The following is a 16,746-nucleotide window of genomic DNA, read 5'->3' as shown; positions in this document are numbered from 1 at the left end:
CTCATTAAAGAAGTCAAAGCGCGGAGCCTTGCCCGCCCCATTTTAAGAAATATTGATATAAATTATTCATTCCCACCCAATGATTTTCACACCAGTTCGGGGCGAGCAAAGTTGGCTTTCTTGCACTGGCACTGATACGGTGGTAGACAATGTCAGTCGGAGTATGGCGCACCATTTCACCCGCAATTTCAGTATATTCATCCAGAGAAAGCGTTGCCAAACGTCCTGCTCGCCAACTTTTGGCCATCACACTACCTTCGACAATATGTAAAGGGTGAAGTTTGATGCCATCCGTTCCGCACTCAAGGACTTTATCAAGTGTTTGCATATTCATTTGGGCATTTTCACCGGGTAACCCGCAAATCAAATGTGTACACACTTTTAGCCCAAGGCTGCGGGCTTTTTGCGTTGTTTGTTGGTATGCATCAAAACCATGACCGCGATTAATACGATGTAGCGTTTTATCATGAGCACTTTGTAAACCTAGCTCAAGCCATATTTCATAGCCTTGCTGTTGATATTGGCTTAGCAAAGATAACACTGAATCAGGAACACAGTCAGGACGCGTACCTACACATAAACCAATAATATCGGCTTGCAGTAAGGCTTCTTCATAAAGTTGTTTTAATAGGCTCACTTCGGCATACGTGCTGGTATAGGCTTGGAAATAAGCTAAATAACGTTTTGCGCGGGAAATTCGGGTGATCTGTTGGTAAATTTGTTCACTAATAGTTTGAGATGACTGACTTTCATCAGCAAAAGAAGCTACATTACAAAAAGTGCAGCCTCCTCGCCCGAGGGTGCCATCACGGTTTGGGCAATTAAAACCACCATGTAAGGTAATTTTATAAATCTTTTCACCATATCGGCGCTGCAAATCAGCGCCGAACATAGAAACGACTTCAGTGAGTTGCATAAGCCGCCTAACTTAGCGACTCGTATCTAACTCAGGGAAGCTTTTTACAACTTCGTCGATTGCTTTCATTTGCTTTAAGAATGGTTCCAGCTTATCTAATGGCAGTGCTGATGGGCCATCGCAACGTGCGTTGTCTGGGTCTGGATGCGCTTCAAGGAATAACCCGGCAATTCCAACCGCCATTCCAGCTCTTGCCAATTCAGCAACTTGGCCACGACGACCACCAGATGCTGCGCCGAACGGGTCGCGGCATTGCAGTGCATGGGTCACATCGAAAATGACAGGACAGCCTTTTGATGCTTGAACCATGACATTAAAACCAAGCATATCTACAACGAGGTTGTCATAACCAAAGTTTGCACCGCGATCGCAAAGAATAATTTTATCGTTCCCACCTTCGATAAATTTCTCAACGATATTTCCCATTTGTCCTGGGCTGATAAACTGAGGTTTTTTGATATTAATTACTGCGTCTGTTTTAGCCATGGCTGCAACTAAATCTGTTTGGCGAGCCAAGAAAGCCGGTAATTGAATAACATCAACAACTTCGGCAACAGGAGCCGCCTGTGCTGGCTCATGAACATCTGTAATGATTTTTACGCCAAATGTTTGTTTCAACTCTTGAAAAATTTTCATTCCTTCTTCAAGACCTGGGCCACGGTAAGAGTGGATTGATGAGCGGTTTGCTTTATCAAATGATGCTTTAAAAACGTAAGGGATCCCCAACTTTTGGGTCACAGTGACATAATGCTCACACACTTTCATCGCCATATCGCGAGATTCTAATACATTCATTCCACCAAATAACACAAACGGCAAGTCGTTCGCGACATTGATATCACCAATATTGACTACTTTCTGCTGCATACTCTTACCTTTCATATTGAAACAGGGACATTGGCCTGTATGTTAATTAATGTAATACGATTGGATGATTATCCAACGAATAAATTTGTATTTTAATCATTTCAGAAACCGGGTCTTCTGGGCAGTGCTCAATAAAGTAATTGAGATCACTTAACGCCACATGATTACAGTCTAAATGTGCAAGAATTAACCCTCGGTCACGAATTTCGTAAGGGTCTTCAGGGTCAAGCGTCAGAAGCGTTTCACAAACTCGCAGCGCTAATTCCATCTTTTTCTCTTCCATTAATGACGCTTTCAATGTGTCAAAAATTTTACGGATGACAACGCTGTTTTCTGCTACATCCAATTGGTCATGGTAAAATTCAGAAAAAGGATCAACGGTTCCTTTGAGCCATAAATTTAATGTGTGTAATGACAAAGACTCACCATTTACAGGGTTAATTACCCATTGGCTGCCATCATTTCTTTCACTGATAAATAATAATTGTGTAGGAAAAATAGCGGGATAAATCGCAATATCAAGGCGCTCGGCAACATACAAAAAGATGGCTCCGAGTGTCACTGGCGTACCTTGCTTAGATGACAGTACTTTGTCTAGCCATAGCATATCTGATAACAGATAAATACCTTCAGCTGGGCCAAATGACCATTCTTGGTAAAAAAGTGAGGTTAACTGCTGAATTTTTGTTTCGTTATCAGCGGTTAAATCGATACAAGACTTGGCTGATGAGACTAAGCCGTCTAACTGAGCTTGCACTTTCATCAGCGGGAAATCATGACGGATACATTGTGAAACAGTCATGATCCCTTCACTTAAAGGGAGTTGATTAAATTCTATATTCGCTATGGTTTTCATTACATTCCCAGTGCTATGCCACTTAACCATTCCATTGACCGAGTGAAATTCGCTCTCTTCCACCATAATCAAGACAGGTCTCAATTTTGGTGTACCCATGTACTTTAAACAAATCACGCACCGCAAGACCTTGTGTCCAGCCATGCTCAAGAAGCAACCACCCTTGATTTTTAAGATATTTTCTGGATTCTTTAATGATGTAAATTAGATCGGCCAAGCCTTCATCCTTAGCCACCAGAGCGGTTAACGGCTCAAATCGCACATCACCTTCACTGAGGTGAATATCATTTTCATCAATATAAGGTGGATTACTGATAATCATATCAAATTGTTGAATTGATAGTGAAGCAAACCAATTACTTTGTATAAAATTGACATTGGAAATATTCAAACGCTGTTGATTTCGTTGTGCTAAAGCAACCGCATCAGGATTAAAATCCACACCAATAACCTGACTTTTCGGCATTTCCGATGCTAAGGCCAATGCAATCGCCCCTGTCCCAGTGCCTAAATCTAAAATGTGATTTTTTTGCTCTGTTAACCGAGATAAGGCTTGTTCAACAATACATTCAGTATCTGGCCGAGGTATTAATGTTGCAGGAGAGACATAAAGAGGAAGGGACCAGAACTCACGTTCACCGACAATATAGGCGATAGGCTCACCTTTCTCACGGCGTTGCAAAAGTAATTCAGCCCGTTGGAATTCTTCGACGTTGAGCTCTGTCTCCCCAAATGCAAAAAGATAGGTACGACTACGGCCTGTGACATGTTCCAGTAAAATTTCAGCATCTCGCTTCGCGCTGTCACTTGCAGACAGCCGATTAGCTGCCTGCTTGACCCATTCGGTATACTGCATTATTCCTGCTCAGACAACGCAGAAAGTTGGTCTGCCTGATATTCGTTGATGATAGGTTGGATAAGAGAATCCAGTTTTCCTTCCATTACTTCATCCAAACGGTATAACGTCAAGTTAATACGGTGATCGGTCACTCGGCCTTGAGGGAAATTATAGGTACGAATACGGTCAGAACGGTCACCAGAACCTAAAAGATTACGGCGCTCAGAAGCCTCTGCGGCTTGGCGTTTATCCATTTCAGCTTGGCGAATACGTGCACCTAATACAGACATCGCTTTTGCTTTATTTTTATGCTGTGAACGCTCATCTTGGCACTCAACAACGATACCGGTTGGTATATGGGTAATACGAATTGCAGAATCGGTGGTGTTAACGTGCTGACCACCCGCGCCTGATGAACGGAAGGTATCAATACGTAAGTCCGCAGGGCTGATTTCAGGCAACTCAGCTTCCGGTAGCTCAGGCAAAATCGCCACAGTACAAGCAGATGTATGAATACGACCTTGAGATTCAGTTTCAGGAACACGTTGAACACGATGGCCGCCCGACTCAAATTTTAAGCGTCCATAAACGCTATCACCCGAAATTTTCGCGATAACTTCTTTAAAACCGCCATGTTCACCATCACTCGTGCTCATGAGTTCAACACGCCAACGGTTGTTTTCCGCATAACGGCTGTACATACGGAATAAATCACCCGCAAAAATTGCTGCTTCGTCTCCCCCTGCTCCTGCACGGATTTCAACGAAACAGTTATATTCATCATCAGGATCTTTCGGCAACAGCAACAATTGTAATTGCTGTTCAAGCTCTTCATTGCGCGCTTTAGCTTCTTTTAGCTCTTCTTGAGCCATTTCTTTCATTTCAGGATCGTCTAACAACATTTCAGCTGTTTCGATGTCATCCTGTACTGTGCGCCACGCGCTAAAACATTTAGCAACATCAGATAATTGAGCATATTCTTTTGATAAAGCACGAAAACGGTCTTGATCGGAGATTACCCCTGCATCAGCAAGGTGCGCTTCAATTTCTTCGTAGCGTTCTTGTAATGCTTCTAGTTTTGCGACAATAGAAGGCTTCATTCGTTATATAAGACCTATGATTAAAATGTGGTTATTGATGGTCCAGCCCTAAGCTGTCCCTAAGTAGATTTAGACGCTCAATATCGCCATTTCCTGCAGCTTGCTGCAAAGATTTAGTTGGAGCGTGAATAAGGCGGTTGGTTAATTGTTGCGATAATTGCATGATCACTTGCTCAGGATCTGTACCTTGACGGATAGCCGTCAAGGCCTTTTCAGCCATGTTTGCCCGAATGGCCTCAGCTTGTTCTCTGTAATCGCGAATTGTAGACACTGCCGCTTGTGAGCGCAACCAATCCATAAAGTGGCTACTTTCTTGCTCAACAATGTATTCAGCTTCAACGGCTGCGGCTTTTCGCTGAGCAAGGTTCTGTGCGATGATAGACTCTAAATCATCCACAGTATAGAGATAAACATCTCTTAATTTTTCAACATCTTGTTCGATATCACGTGGAACGGCAATATCGATTAATAACATCGGTTTGCTACGGCGTACTTTCATTGCACGCTCGACCATCCCTTTCCCAATGATAGGTAAAGGACTCGCCGTTGAACTGATGACAATATCCGCTTCAGCTAAACGGTTATCAATATCCGATAACGAAATGACTTGCGCATTGACCTCATTGGCCAATAGCTCCGCTCGCTCACGTGTTCGGTTCGCTATCATCATTTTTTGTACGCCGTGTTCACGCAAATGACGCGCCACAAGTTCAATAGTTTCCCCTGCGCCAACTAACAAAATATTTAAATGCTTAAGTGATTCAAATATTTGACGAGCAAGCGTACAAGCCGCAAATGCTACGGAAACGGCATTTGCACCAATATCGGTTTCTGTACGTACACGCTTTGCAACAGAAAACGATTTTTGGAAAAGGCGTTCAAGTTCGCTCGATAACGAATGGTTACCTTGCGAAAGTGCAAATGCCTTTTTTACTTGCCCTAATATTTGCGGTTCACCCAGAACCAAGGAATCCAAACCACTCGCCACACGCATTAGGTGACTCACCGCTCGGTCGTCTTGGTGCCAATATAAACTTGGCTGTAAATCTTTTTGGGTTATACCATGAAAATCACACAACCATTTTACTAGCTGTTCTTGAGCTCGCTCTTGTGATTCAAGGCTCAAATAAAGCTCAGTTCTATTACAGGTAGACAGCACAACGCCACCATTAACTTGAGGCTGTTTGAGAAGCTCCTCAAGTGCATGGTCAATTTTTTCAGGACCAAATGTTACCCGCTCACGCAGGGCTACTGGTGCTGTTTTATGGTTGATGCCTAAGGCTAATAAGGTCATTGTGCTTTACGACTTACTCACATTGCTTACAGTGCTAATTATTTTCAGTAATGCTCGATGGGTATTTCCCCACCAATTTAGCAATACTGTTATTTATATTGTTCTATTGTAGATGATCCGCGTCTCTCTTTCTACGGTTTGCATAAGCCTATCCTTCAGAAAGATGACCCACGCCAAAAAATAAACCGAAAAATAGACGTAATGGCGATTTTATCAATCAAAACCGAACATAATTTTATCGTTTATCTATGTTATATAAAACTGATTATCAGCCATATCATTATTAACTATAATAAATTAACTGCGATAAGATGCATAGAGGATGCTATTATTTCGCACAGAAAGCAAATGGTGACGGGTGAAGTCTATCCTGATAACTTAACGTCACATGAGACCAAACTGGATTGGCCTAATAACATTTTTTTGGAAACCATTCCCCCCGTCAATACACTATGTTATTTGTATACAAACGGTAAATCATTTACAGGTTTTTATCCGCAAGGTATATCATCTGGTGCAATAAATGACTCTGATGGCCTTAATGCGCTAAACTGAACATCTTTAAATGCAAGTAACTCAATTAGAGACTGCTATCAGCGCCCAATACAACTTTGAGATTTGATATGCAATTAACTCAAACTTTGCCCTTTATGCACATAAATAAACATTTTTTTCGCCTATTGCCACTTTCATGTGTCTTGCTAACCGCCTGCGTGACAACGTCACAAACAACCACTAAAGGAACCAGCTCCGCATCCGATGCTAAGTGGAAAGCACATCAACAAGAATTGAGTCAGTTACGTGACTACCAGACACGTGGCTCCTTTGCCTATAATGGAGGGGAGACAAAAACGTACGCTAAGTTTTTTTGGCAACAATATACGCCAGAAAAATACCGTTTATTGTTAACTAATCCGTTAGGCTCCCGCGAACTTGAACTGACCGTTGAACCTGATTTAGCTCGACTCACCACTAAAGATGGCCAAACTCATATGAGTGACGTACCAAGCGAACTTATTTATCAGCTCACTGGTATGGAAATTCCAATTGATGACCTAACCGCATGGTTAACAGGCTCCCCTGGGCGTGCTACTGATTTCACCTTAGATGAAAATCACCTGCTAAAAAGTGTCACATTTAAAAGTAATAGTGAAACATGGCAACTCAACTATATTTCCTATGACAGCAAAACAACACCAATGCTGCCGAATTACCTTGAGTTACGCCAAGGGGACAGGCTTATCAAATTGAAAATGGATAGTTGGACACTGAAAAAATGACGTTAACATGGCCTTCTCCGGCAAAATTAAATCTTTTTTTATACATCACAGGCCAACGCCCTGATGGTTATCATGAGTTACAAACTCTATTTCAATTTGTTGATTATGGCGATGAAATCACCATCACAACACGTGATGATAACCACTTAAATTTATTGACCGATATGCAAGGGGTTCCCCCCGAGAAAAACCTAATTTTACGCGCAGCTAAATTATTACAGTCCTATTGCCGTGAGACCTTACAGCACAGAGCCCCATTAGGTGCTGATATCCATATCCATAAAATATTACCCATGGGCGGTGGTATTGGTGGGGGCTCATCAAACGCAGCAACCACCTTAATTGCGCTTAACGAACATTGGAACACACAGGTTTCTGATGAAGTCCTTGCACAATTAGGCGCATCATTAGGTGCAGATGTCCCTGTGTTTGTTCACGGGCATGCTGCTTTCGCCGAAGGGGTTGGCGATATTTTAACCAAAGCTTCCCCTATAGAGAAATGGTATCTGGTCGCTCATCCCGGAATTGAAATATCAACCCCGATGATCTTCACAGATCCACAATTAAATCGAAATTCTCCAAAACGCTCCCTAGCCGCATTATTACTGGCTCCGTACGCAAATGACTGCGAACCAATCGCAAGAAAACGTTTTCGTGAGGTTGAACAGCTTGTTTCTTGGCTGTTAGAATATGCTCCGTCTCGCCTTACAGGAACAGGCGCATGTGTTTTTTCTGAATTTGAAACACAAGCGGATGCCCTGCAGGTGTTAAATAAAGCCCCATCGTGGGTGCAAGGGTTCGTCGCTCAAGGCGTTAACGTTTCCCCACTGCACAAGTTCCGCGCTGGGATAACCCGTGTATTGCACCAATAAGCCTTGTCGCTATTGGTCAACAATATCTCTCTGGACGCAAGCCTGAGGTTTTTCTCGTGCCCGATATGAAGCTTTTTGCTGGTAACGCTACACCGGAACTAGCACAACGTGTTGCTAACCGCCTTTACACTAATCTTGGAGACGCGGCTGTTGGTCGTTTTAGCGACGGCGAAGTCAGTGTTCAAATTAATGAAAATGTCCGCGGTGGTGATATTTTTATCATCCAGTCAACTTGTGCACCAACCAATGATAACCTGATGGAACTGGTTGTTATGGTCGATGCCCTACGCCGTGCATCTGCTGGTCGTATTACCGCTGTTATCCCTTACTTCGGTTACGCAAGACAGGATCGTCGCGTACGTTCTGCCCGTGTACCAATCACCGCTAAAGTTGTTGCCGATTTTCTGTCAAGTGTAGGTGTAGACCGTGTGCTCACTGTCGATTTACACGCAGAGCAGATCCAGGGCTTCTTTGATGTTCCTGTGGATAATGTATTTGGTAGCCCTATTCTTCTGGAAGATATGTTGCAGAAGAATTTGGAAAACCCAATTGTTGTATCTCCAGACATCGGCGGCGTGGTACGTGCTAGAGCTATCGCAAAACTCCTGAACGACACTGATATGGCTATTATTGACAAACGTCGCCCACGTGCGAACGTTTCTCAAGTTATGCATATCATTGGTGATGTTTCAGGCCGTGATTGCATCTTAGTGGACGATATGATTGATACCGGTGGTACTCTGTGCAAAGCAGCTGAAGCGCTGAAAGAACGTGGTGCAAAACGTGTATTTGCATACGCAACACACCCGATTTTCTCAGGTAATGCTGTAGACAACATCAAAAATTCAGTCATTGATGAAATCATTGTTTGTGACACTATCCCTCTTTCTCCTGAAATCAAGGCGCTGAGCAATGTTCGTACCTTAACGCTTTCAGGTATGTTAGCTGAAGCTATCCGTCGTATCAGCAATGAAGAGTCAATTTCAGCAATGTTTGAGCACTAATTCTCTAGTATTGAGTTTTAGCGTGCAATCGTGATGAAAAAGTCACAATAAAAATATAAGCCCCTGCAATAACATTTGCAGGGGCTTTATGATTGCATAACATAAATACCCATTTTTATACTTTATAGCCAACCAATCGATAATTTTCAGCTTATCATGGCATAAAAATAACCATCTAAAAAACTCACAGCATTCTCGACAGAAGAGCAAAACTCTTATGAGTTTTACTCCTCTTAATGCCTAATTATCAAACTCGTCCACCATTATCAGCAATTAATTGCTCTAGATTATTTATGGATAGCGGTGATTATCTCTGCGTGAATGATAATGTTGTTTTAACTGCCAGTAACGGTCTGCAACTTTTTCACGGCCGCCGATCCTAGCCCCCACTAACCATACCATCGCACCGATAAAAATGCCGAATAAGGAACCATTAGTGATAAGTTCTGAAAGGCCTAAGTTAACAATATGAGAGAATAAGTTGACACCGATACTCCCGATCATCAACACCATTCCGATCCCCATAAAGATATTACCAAGAATATATGCGTTTTTCCGTTTCATATATACCTCCAGTACCAGTAAACTGATAAGTAAGCATGTGTAAATAAATTCGGTCGTACTTTATATTTATGTAATGATTATAGTGCATTAAGTAAAATTTTTTGCGATGAGCATCACAAGGAAGGAAGTTAGCAAGAATATCTACACAAAAAGTGCTTTTCATCAAAAAATCAGAAAACCCGAATAGTTTTTATGGCAATTATAATCATGGTGATTTTATCTATTACAATTTTGTACATCCTGCATTTCACAAGGTAAACTAGGGCATTATTTTCATAACTGATAGTGAAATCACCACCGTGAGCAAAATTAAGTTAATTGTTGGACTTGCCAACCCGGGTGCTGAATATGCACAAACGCGCCACAATGCCGGTGCATGGTATGTTGATTTATTGGCTGAGCGCCATAATCAGCCGCTGAAAGAAGAAGCTAAATTTTTTGGTTATACCGCACGCATTAATATGGGCGGTAATGACATTCGACTGTTGGTTCCAACCACATTTATGAACCTAAGTGGTAAATCTGTCGCCGCTATCGCCAATTTTTATCGCATCAATCTCGATGAAATTTTAGTCGCCCATGATGAGCTCGATTTACCACCTGGTGTGGCTAAAATGAAGTTAGGTGGCAGTAATGGCGGCCATAATGGTTTGAAAGATATTCAAAGTAAATTCGCCAATAACCCGAATTTTTATCGTTTACGCATTGGCATTGGCCACCCTGGTGATAAAAACAAAGTCGTTGGCTTTGTTTTGGGAAAACCGCCTTTATCTGAACAAAAACTCATTGATGATGCGATTGATGAAGCCGCTAGGTGTACAGATATTCTTCTACAAGAGGGTATGGACAAGGCCATTAATCGTTTACATGGTTTTAAAGCAACCACATAAGAGTTCATTTCATCCGAATCAACTTTTTGTGTATAATCAGCGCCAATTTCTAAACACTGGGTGCAGCACGTGGCTGCCCCTTGCTATTAAGGTGAGAAACATATGGGTTTTAAATGCGGTATCGTTGGTCTGCCTAACGTGGGTAAATCCACCCTATTTAATGCATTGACCAAAGCCGGCATCGAAGCAGCCAACTTCCCTTTCTGTACGATTGAACCAAACACGGGTGTTGTGCCAATGCCAGACCCACGTCTTGATCAATTAGCTGAGATTGTGAAGCCACAGCGTATTTTACCAACGACCATGGAGTTCGTGGATATCGCGGGCTTAGTAAAAGGCGCCTCCAAAGGTGAGGGTCTGGGTAACCAATTTTTAACGAATATCCGTGAAACCGAAGCCATTGGTCATGTTGTCCGTTGTTTTGAAAACGACAATATCATTCACGTTGCAGGCCAAGTTGACCCTGCCGCAGATATTGAAGTCATTAATACTGAATTAGCACTTGCTGACCTTGATACTTGTGAACGCGCTATTCATCGTGTCCAAAAACGCGCAAAAGGCGGCGATAAAGACGCAAAAGCAGAGTTAGAAGCCTTAGAGAAATGTTTGCCGCACTTAGAGCAAGCAGGAATGTTACGCACATTAGATTTATCTGCTGAAGATAAAGCGGCTATCCGCTACTTGAGCTTCTTAACATTAAAGCCAACGATGTACATTGCTAACGTCAATGAAGATGGCTTTGAAAATAACCCATTCTTAGATGTGGTTTATAAAATTGCAGAAGCCGAAGGCTCTGTAGTTGTTCCCGTCTGTGCAGCGATTGAGTCTGATATTGCAGAACTTGAAGACGAAGAGCGCGATGAGTTTATGGCTGATTTAGGTATCGAAGAACCAGGTTTAAACCGTGTTATTCGTGCTGGATATGAGCTATTAAACCTACAAACCTACTTTACTGCGGGCGTTAAAGAAGTTCGTGCATGGACTATCCCTGTTGGTGCTACTGCGCCACAAGCTGCGGGTAAAATCCATACTGACTTCGAAAAAGGCTTTATCCGTGCTCAAACTATCGCATTTGATGATTTTATCCAGTACCGTGGTGAGCAAGGCGCAAAAGAAGCCGGTAAAATGCGCGCAGAAGGTAAAGACTATATTGTAAAAGACGGCGATGTACTCAACTTCTTGTTTAATGTGTAAACTTATATTGTAGGTTTACCCTCAAGTAAAAATATCATTAATCAAAAAACAGCATAATATTTGATTTATAAATATAATGCTGTTTTACCTTCTGTTATACCAAAAATACTCACCATTTCTTCTCCTTCTTTTTCTAATTCCAAATAAATAGAATTTAACCTACCTTTATATAATTTCAAATTAACAGTGCTAACAAAGCAAAGTTAAAAAATGTCAGACCAATGGCCAGACCAAGTCATATCTTAAAATATGATAGTAGAAATAGAACACATACCTGTATTTGTTTACTACTTTCAGTAACTCTCTTACTAGGTATAGAGTAAGTCAGAAGAGGCCATAACAATAGCTTTAAGTAAATAGAGCCCTATGGTTTCCCTGTTATAAAAGCATAAATTTTTAGATACGTAAGGAATGGTAAGAAGCCACACATCATCTCCACTAGCTAGTACCATGATTTAATTGTATTTTTTTGTAGATTATTACTCCTATTACAGGTATTAACTAATCACTTGATTTTTCTGCTTATTTTTCATTCCATTCCACTTTTAAAATTATAATTACACTCTCGACGTGTGTTTTTTTGATTAAAATCAATTATTACCGTTACAAATTGAGAGTATTTATTAAAATTTATTAATTTCAGTTAAAAATACTATTTTTAGCATCACTTGTAGTTTAATAAGCTAGTAAGCTAACATCTAATTTTGATTTCAAAAAAATTGATAGAAACATCGAATATTTATAAGTTATTGTTAAATAATAAAAATGATTGAATTGTAAAAAGTGTAAATATAAACAGCTAATTAGATTTCATTCTTTTGGGTTGTTTGATTAAAAAAAAACTACTCATTATAATTGTAAGCACTTAAAGGGAATGCATAAAAGCAAAGTAATTTATTTAATTATTAAACTGAGACCTTTTCATTAATTATGAGTAAAGTTAATAGGGTTATATCCAAATGTGAAACACAAGATAATCTATTTTCTATTTACTGTGGATTAGTTATAAGAAAAATACGCAAAGAGAATGGTATTACAGCTTATGAACTTGCAAAGAAAGTAAATATTTCACAGCAACAGATGTCACGTTATGAACGCGGAATAAATAAAATTAGCATTGATATGCTATTTAATTTAAGCGTAGCACTCGATTGTCCATTTGAAAGAATTATTAAACTTATTATTGCTGAAGTTCAAAAGTCCCCTTCGGATGATGTAATTTCTTTAAGAAATAAGATATCAGCCTCTGATACAATTTATTTTTATTAGTCCATTTAAATATATTTTATTTAAAAATGCATATAAATATTTATATGTATATCTATACTTATCGTTTGAGGAAAAAATGAAAAAGATTATTTTAGCAACCATGATTTCTGGTTTAATGAGTACATCTGTTTTAGCTGTTGATGCGGGGAGTGGTACGGTAACATTTTCTGGTTCTATTATTGACGCGCCATGCTCTATTGCACCCGGTGAAGAAAATCAAGAGGTCCCATTAGGCCAAGTATCTAATGTAACTTTAGATAATGGTGGTGAATCCTCTGCACAACCGTTCCAGATTAAATTGGAAGGTTGTAACCTGAAAGGTGATAATCAAGTTGCTGTCACCTTCAAGGGAACTGAGGCAGGGAAAGATACTGGTTATTTACAGATTACAGGTGATGCTACAGGTGCCGCAGTGAAGATCATGAATTCATCAGGCGCTCAAATTAAAGTTAACTCTAGTGCAAAGCAAAATTATGTTGAAGGAAATAATACATTAAAATTCCAAGCATCCTTAATTGGGCTTAAGTTAGTTGATGCACAAAGCAAAGTTATTCCAGTAACACCAGGAAAATTCCAAGCAGTCACTAACTTTACATTAGCATATAATTAAATAATTTTTTATAAAATGCTATCTCACCACGAGGTTAATAAATCTCGTGGTGTATATTTTAATGGTTATAATATGATAACAAAGAAAAAAGAAACTATTTTGTCATTGTGTTTTTTCTTACTATTACCCTTTTTTAAATGTGCTTTTGCAAAGAGTTCAATGGATTTGATAATGCAAGGTAGCATTATGGATACAGCGTGTAGTATTGATACTGGTTCTTATGAACAATCCATTGATATGGGTATATTACCACTGTCATTAATACAGCAAGAAGGACAAGGACAGGCACAGGATTTTTTTATTACATTAATTGGTTGCAGACTAACATCTTATACAGGCGAACTTTGGAAAACATTTGAAGTTTCATTTGATGGGCCTGTTAGTGGGGATTTTTTTTCGGTATCGGGTTCTGCACAAGGGATAGCATTATTATTAACTGAACCGAATGGAGAATATATTTACCCAGGAAAAAAAACATTACCGAAAAGTATAAAACCCGGGAAATATATTCTGAATTATCAGTTAAAAGTTGTTTCAAATGACACACCGTTACGTGCTGGACAGTATCAGACATCGATCCGTTTCAAACTGGATTATTACTAATAATAAATAAATTATTGCTATATTTTAGGAATGTTTTTATGTCTTCGTTACCTATTTACACACCAAAATTAAAATTGTTAAGTATTCTTATTGGGTTAACAGTCAGTTGTGTGACTTTAACGAGCAATGCGAATAATTATATTGAATTCAATACTGATGTTTTAGATTTAGAAGACAAAAATAACATTGATTTAAACCAATTCTCACGCGCCGGTTATATTATGCCTGGGGTTTATAATTTCACTTTAAAAGTTAATAATGAACAAATATCTGATATTAACATCCCCTATTATTCTGGTGAGAAAGATCCTGATGAAAGTCAGCCTTGTTTATCCCCAGAACACGTTAAGCTGCTCGCGCTTACTTCAGAGTCACAGAAAAAATTAACATGGTGGCATGAAGGACAATGCCTTAATGAGAATAGTTTGCCGGGATTACTACTACGTGGTGATTTAGCTACGTCATCTTTATATGTCAGTATTCCTCAAGCCTACTTAGAATACACATCAGAAAACTGGGATCCCCCTTCTCGCTGGGACAATGGAATATCAGCTTTACTGATTGATTATAATCTGAATGCAAATTCCACAAATTCCTATAATGGGGGACCGAATTCATCTTCAGTAAATAGTAATGGTGTAGCCGGTATCAATTTAGGTGCTTGGCGATTTAGAGCTGATTGGCAAAGTCAATATAACCATACGACAGGAAGTCAAGGCCGTCACCAATCTGATTTCACATGGAATCGTTTTTACGCCTACCGAGCTCTATCTGAATTAAAGGCTAAACTCGTACTGGGTGAGGATTATTTGGCCTCAAATATTTTTGATGGTTTTAGATTTATTGGCGCTAGCTTACAATCTGAGTTAAGCATGATACCACCGAACTTACGTGGATATGCCCCAGAAATAACAGGAATAGCACAAAGTAATGCTACAGTCACTGTTATGCAACAAGGACGGATATTGTATGAAACTCAAGTTGCGCCGGGTCCTTTTCGTATCCAAAATTTAAGTGACGCCATAACTGGAACGCTCAATGTTGCCATAAAAGAGCAAGATGGTTCTATGCAAGAATTTCAAGTTGATACTGCAAATTTGCCTTATCTAACAAGACCTGGACAAGTTCAATATAAATTTGCACTAGGCCAGCCAACAAATATTGATCGCCAAAGTGAAGGGGAAAATTTCATTACAGGTGAATTTTCTTGGGGCATAAGCAATGGTTGGTCTTTAATTGGTGGTAGTTTAAATAGCCAAAATTATAATGCATTATCAATGGGATTTGGGCGAGATTTGCTCGCACTCGGTGCTCTTTCATTTGATGTTACTCAGTCTATTGCCCGTTTACCCGGTGAAGGAACATTAAGTGGCAGCTCATACCGAATAAACTATTCTAAACGATTTGAAGAATTCGATAGCCAAATACAATTCGCAGGTTATCGCTTTTCAGAACGAAGTTATATGAGTATGAGTGAATTCTTAAATACTCAAAAAACAGGACTACGTAATTATGGAAGTAAAGAGCTATACACCATATCAGTCAATAAAAATTTTCAGGATATAGGATTATCATTATATTTAAATTATAACCATCAGACGTATTGGGATAAAAAAGATAATGATTATTACAGTTTAATGCTATCCAAATATATGGATATTGGCCCAATAAAAAATATGAGTATTAGCTTATCTGCAAATCGTAGTTTTTATAATGGTGTAACCGATGATAGCGCTTATATATCATTATCTTTCCCACTAAGCAACGGAGCGAATGTGGGTTATTCGATGAATACAAGCCGCTATGATACGACTAATCGTGTTTCTTATTATGACAGATTAGATGATAGAACAAATTATCAGGTCAGTGCAGGTGCAAATCGAAAAGGTGGAACTGCAAGTGCTTTTATTTCACACCAAGGAGATAGCGCTCGCTGGTCAGTTAATGCAAACCATATAAATAACCAATATAGTGCTTTTGGCCTTTCCACTTCAGGTGGCTTAACTTTAACAGGTAAAGGTACGGTTACACATAGAATAAATAATCTCGGGGGAGCTCGTATATTAGTTGATACTGATGATGTTCCAAATATTACGATTCGTGGTATTGGCGTTCCTGTTGAATCAAACCGATTTGGGAAAGCAGTTATTTCGGATGTCAGTAGCTACTATCGAAATAAGGCGCAAATTGATTTAAATAAACTACCTGATGATATTGACGCCCAACAATCCGTTATTCAAGCAACACTAACTGAAGGTGCGGTTGGATATCGTTCATTTTCGGTTATTTCAGGTCAGAAAATTATGGCTGTTATCGCACTTACTGATGGTTCTCATCCTCCATTAGGTGCTCAAGTAACAAACAATAAAAAGCAAAACGTTGGGATTGTAGGTGATTTGGGTAATACTTATATAAGTGGAGTTCATCCTTCAGAAACAATGAATGTAACATGGGGTAAAAATATGTCATGTGAAATAACTTTCCCTTCTGAATTAATGAATCGAGAAATTCAAGATAATTTATTACTTCCTTGTAACTAGGTAACAAAAACAATGGCCAAGTAATTATTTATTTTAAATAGATAAAAGT

General features: G+C 39.6%; 16 protein-coding genes. 9 read left to right on the top strand and 7 right to left on the bottom strand.

Annotated features, from left to right (window positions below; translation table 11 throughout):
• Nucleotides 1–13: 13 nt before the first annotated feature.
• Genes M0M83_RS09685 through hemA form a run of 6 tightly spaced genes read right to left on the bottom strand, consistent with a single transcriptional unit; the run spans nucleotide 14 to nucleotide 5,871 of the window.
• Entirely contained in the window at nucleotides 14–916 is a 903-nt protein-coding gene (locus M0M83_RS09685; protein ID WP_248468364.1) for a TIGR01212 family radical SAM protein, read from the bottom strand.
• A 12-nt stretch (nucleotides 917–928) separates the two neighbouring features.
• Nucleotides 929–1,783 (bottom strand): 3-deoxy-8-phosphooctulonate synthase, encoded by an 855-nt coding sequence (gene kdsA / locus M0M83_RS09680; RefSeq protein ID WP_004255137.1) that lies wholly within the window; start codon nucleotides 1,781–1,783, stop codon nucleotides 929–931.
• 46 nt (nucleotides 1,784–1,829) lie between these two features.
• A complete protein-coding gene (sirB1, locus tag M0M83_RS09675) occupies nucleotides 1,830–2,639 on the bottom strand; it encodes an invasion regulator SirB1 (protein WP_125891051.1) in 810 nt (269 codons plus the stop codon).
• A 22-nt stretch (nucleotides 2,640–2,661) separates the two neighbouring features.
• Nucleotides 2,662–3,495, bottom strand: a complete 834-nt coding sequence (prmC, locus tag M0M83_RS09670) for a peptide chain release factor N(5)-glutamine methyltransferase (RefSeq protein ID WP_213912803.1) — start codon at nucleotides 3,493–3,495, stop codon at nucleotides 2,662–2,664.
• A complete protein-coding gene (gene prfA / locus M0M83_RS09665) occupies nucleotides 3,495–4,577 on the bottom strand; it encodes a peptide chain release factor 1 (protein WP_125891049.1) in 1,083 nt (360 codons plus the stop codon). Before prfA ends, prmC begins: the two co-directional genes overlap by 1 nt.
• 31 nt (nucleotides 4,578–4,608) lie before the next feature.
• Complete coding sequence (gene hemA, locus M0M83_RS09660; RefSeq protein WP_125891048.1) at nucleotides 4,609–5,871, bottom strand: glutamyl-tRNA reductase; 1,263 nt, start codon at nucleotides 5,869–5,871, stop codon at nucleotides 4,609–4,611.
• Nucleotides 5,872–6,494: 623 nt separating this feature from the next.
• Here hemA and lolB point away from each other — a divergent pair.
• The 3 genes from lolB to prs are packed head-to-tail and all read left to right on the top strand — an operon-like array spanning nucleotide 6,495 to nucleotide 9,027.
• Nucleotides 6,495–7,151 carry a lipoprotein insertase outer membrane protein LolB gene (lolB, locus tag M0M83_RS09655; RefSeq protein ID WP_413776203.1) on the top strand — a complete coding sequence of 219 codons (657 nt, stop codon included), beginning with the start codon at nucleotides 6,495–6,497 and terminating at the stop codon, nucleotides 7,149–7,151.
• Nucleotides 7,148–8,023, top strand: a complete 876-nt coding sequence (ispE, locus tag M0M83_RS09650) for a 4-(cytidine 5'-diphospho)-2-C-methyl-D-erythritol kinase (RefSeq protein WP_213912804.1) — start codon at nucleotides 7,148–7,150, stop codon at nucleotides 8,021–8,023. Before lolB ends, ispE begins: the two co-directional genes overlap by 4 nt.
• Before the next feature lie 56 nt (nucleotides 8,024–8,079).
• A complete protein-coding gene (gene prs, locus M0M83_RS09645; RefSeq protein ID WP_248468363.1) occupies nucleotides 8,080–9,027 on the top strand; it encodes a ribose-phosphate pyrophosphokinase in 948 nt (315 codons plus the stop codon).
• A 291-nt stretch (nucleotides 9,028–9,318) separates the two neighbouring features.
• On the opposite strand, the gene ychH is transcribed toward prs, so the two are convergent.
• The gene (gene ychH / locus M0M83_RS09640; RefSeq protein WP_213912805.1) at nucleotides 9,319–9,591 is read right to left on the bottom strand and encodes a stress-induced protein YchH; all 273 of its coding nucleotides are present in this window, start codon (nucleotides 9,589–9,591) and stop codon (nucleotides 9,319–9,321) included.
• 299 nt (nucleotides 9,592–9,890) lie between these two features.
• Between ychH and pth the strand changes: the two genes are divergently transcribed.
• The 6 genes from pth (at nucleotide 9,891) to M0M83_RS09610 (ending at nucleotide 16,697) form a co-directional block, all read left to right on the top strand.
• The gene (gene pth / locus M0M83_RS09635) at nucleotides 9,891–10,481 is read left to right on the top strand and encodes an aminoacyl-tRNA hydrolase (protein WP_125891044.1); all 591 of its coding nucleotides are present in this window, start codon (nucleotides 9,891–9,893) and stop codon (nucleotides 10,479–10,481) included.
• Nucleotides 10,482–10,583: 102 nt separating this feature from the next.
• Entirely contained in the window at nucleotides 10,584–11,675 is a 1,092-nt protein-coding gene (gene ychF / locus M0M83_RS09630; protein WP_213912806.1) for a redox-regulated ATPase YchF, read from the top strand.
• 930 nt (nucleotides 11,676–12,605) lie between these two features.
• Nucleotides 12,606–12,944: a helix-turn-helix domain-containing protein gene (locus tag M0M83_RS09625; RefSeq protein WP_125891042.1), complete on the top strand. Its 339-nt coding sequence runs from the start codon at nucleotides 12,606–12,608 to the stop codon at nucleotides 12,942–12,944.
• Between the two features lie 76 nt (nucleotides 12,945–13,020).
• Nucleotides 13,021–13,554, top strand: coding sequence for a fimbrial protein (locus M0M83_RS09620; protein ID WP_125891041.1), 534 nt, complete (start codon nucleotides 13,021–13,023; stop codon nucleotides 13,552–13,554).
• 171 nt (nucleotides 13,555–13,725) lie between these two features.
• The gene (locus M0M83_RS09615) at nucleotides 13,726–14,157 is read left to right on the top strand and encodes a fimbrial protein (RefSeq protein WP_248468362.1); all 432 of its coding nucleotides are present in this window, start codon (nucleotides 13,726–13,728) and stop codon (nucleotides 14,155–14,157) included.
• Nucleotides 14,158–14,195: 38 nt separating this feature from the next.
• Nucleotides 14,196–16,697, top strand: a complete 2,502-nt coding sequence (locus M0M83_RS09610) for an outer membrane usher protein (RefSeq protein ID WP_248468361.1) — start codon at nucleotides 14,196–14,198, stop codon at nucleotides 16,695–16,697.
• Nucleotides 16,698–16,746 lie beyond the last annotated feature (49 nt).

The organism is Providencia rettgeri (assembly GCF_023205015.1).
In the GTDB taxonomy this organism is placed as follows: domain Bacteria; phylum Pseudomonadota; class Gammaproteobacteria; order Enterobacterales; family Enterobacteriaceae; genus Providencia; species Providencia rettgeri_E.
The sequence above is the reverse complement of the archived record's forward strand: the minus strand, read 5'-3'. Positions and strand labels throughout refer to the sequence as shown.